This is a genomic window from Planctomycetota bacterium (assembly GCA_026387035.1).
Lineage (GTDB): Bacteria > Planctomycetota > Phycisphaerae > FEN-1346 > FEN-1346 > JAPLMM01.
Genome location: JAPLMM010000305.1, coordinates 1 through 2,372, shown reverse-complemented (window position 1 = coordinate 2,372; position 2,372 = coordinate 1). Strand labels below are relative to the sequence as shown.

At 69.1% G+C, this 2,372-nt stretch carries 1 protein-coding gene; it reads right to left on the bottom strand.

Annotated features, from left to right (window positions below):
• Positions 1-2,372, bottom strand: a 2,372-nt coding sequence (locus NTX40_11530; protein MCX5649699.1) for a tetratricopeptide repeat protein, incomplete at both ends; no start/stop codon positions are given.

Here is a 2,372-nt window from a genome sequence, read left to right as displayed (position 1 = left end):
GCGACGGGCGGGGCGGCGCCCGCGCGGAGGGTATTCATTTTTTCTCGGACGCGCTGGAGGTCGTCGGGCCTCGGGCGTTCGGAGCGTCCTTCGAGGATTTTGGCGGCCTTTTGCCAGGCGTCGGCGGCGTCCCCGGAGCGGCTGAGGCGCCAATAGGCGTCGCCGAGGTGGTCCCAGATGACGGGGTCGAGTTCGGGGGCGGCGTCCGCCTTCGCCCTTCCGCCGTCGCCCTGCGGGCTATGGCGGACAAGTTGGGCTTCTGCGGACAAGTCGGCGGCGGCCTTGAGTATTTTGAGGGCGTCCTCGAAACTGCCGCGCTTGTAGAACACCCATCCGAGGCTGTCCATGTAGGCGGGGCTCTTCGGATCGCTTTGGAGAGCGAGGCGGATCATTTTTTCGGCGCGGTCGAGGTGGATGCCGCGGTTCGCCCACATATAGCCGAGGTCGTTGTTGGCGGGCGGATGGTCCGGCCGGACCTGGAGGATTTTGGCGAGTTCTTTTTCGGAGGCGTCGGTGTCGGCCATTTCGGAATAGAGTCCGGCGAGGAGGTACCGCAAGTCGAGGTTTTCGGGCTCGGCGGCGAGCATGGCGCGGACCTCGGCGGCGGCGTCGGGGAGGCGGCCCTGGGCGGCCAGCGCGTGGGCGAGCAGGAGGCGAACGTCGTGGGCGTCGGGCTGCTCGGCCAGGAGGGTGCGGGCGATTTGTTCGGCGTCGGCGAAGCGTTTCTGGCGGTAGCGGACCTCGGCGAGGAGGGTCCGCGGGGCCGGGCCTTTCGGGTCGAGGGTGAGGGCCTGATTGACGGCCGTCTCGGCCTTGGCGGCGTCGCCTTGGGCAAGGGCGACGGCTGCCAGTTGGCAATAGGCGCGGACCTCGGTGGGGAAGCGTTCGATGAGGGCGCGGAACTCGGCTTCGGCCTCGTCGAGCCGGCCGAGACGTGCCAGCGCCGCGGCCAGGAAGTAGCGCGTGGGTTTGTCGTCGGGGTCGCCCTGGCGAGCGCGGCGGTACTGTTCGACGGCGTCTTCGGGGCGTCCGAGGCTGTCGAGGATCATGCCCATTTTGCGGTAGAAGATGGGGAGGGCGAGTCCGGCCTGGAGGGCGTCGCGATAGACGGCGAGGGCGTCGTCGAGGCGGTTCTGTTGGATGAGGAGGTCGGCCTTTCGGGAGTAGGCGATGGCGGCGCGGGGTTCGCGGGCGATGGCCTGGGTGTAGAGGCCGACGGCGTCGTCGGTTTTTTTGAGGCGTTCGGCCAGCATGCCCACGAGGACGAACGTGCCGAAAGGTTCCGTTTCCCCGTGGAGAAAGCCCTTGGCTTCCTGATAGACGGCGTCGGGGTCGTCGAGGGAGTCGATGATCTGGGCGCCGCGGACGAGGAGAGCGGATTCGTTTCGTCGTCCGGTCATGGCGGAGGCGAGGGCCTGGAGGGCCTCCAGGGGCCGGCCTTCGCCGAGGCGGAGGTCGGCGAGTTTCAAGGCGGCGGGGACGGCGGCGCCGTCGGCGGAGGCGGCGCCGGCCGACAGTTCGCTGTAGAGGGCGGCGGCCTGGTCCTTTCGGCCGGCCTGTTCGTAGGCGGCGGCGAGTTCGAACGCGAGGGTCCGGTTCTCGGGGCTCGTGCGGCGAAAGGCTTCGAGTTCGGCGATGGCCGCCTCGATCCGGCCCTCGGCGCGGTAGGTCTCGATCAGCCGCTGGTACCCGTCCGCGCCGTCGGGATGGGTCTCGATGAGGCGGTGGGCCATGGTGCGGGAGGCGGCGAAGTCCTGTTTCTGGAGGAAGGCGCGGCAGAGGAGGCCGAGGAGTTCCGTGTTGTTAGGGCGGTCGGCCAGGGCTTTCTCGAACAGGGCGATGGCGAGGTCGTTATCCCCTCGCAGGAGGTAAAGGCGTCCGACGAGTTGTTCGAGTTGGGGGCGTCCCTGGTAGAGGAGATAGATTTCCGGGTAGCGGCGGAAGATGGCCCGCGGCTCCTCGATTTCTGCGAGCAGCGCGGTGTAATGCTCGATGGCGCCGTCGAGGTCGCCGGTTTCCTGGCGGGTGCGCGCCAGGTAGTAGCGCGAGAGGATGTGATGGGGCGAAGCGGGAGGGGCGGCGCGGAGGGATCGGTCGAAGAAGTCGGCGGCCTGGTCGGGGAGATTCAGGCTCCGGGCCACCCGGCCGCGAAGGTAGAGCGTGAAGGCGTTGCCGGGGTCGAGGCGGAGGGCCTGGTCGAGGACGTCGGCGGCGTCGCGGAGATTGCCGGTTTCATAAATCGCGGCGCCGAGGAACTGGCGGATGCGGAGGACGTTCGGGGCGAGGAGCGCGGCTTTCCGGAGGTCGCCGGCCGCCAGGGCGTGCTCGCCCTCGTCCATGTGAGTCCGGCCGCGGGCGTAATACCGGAGCGC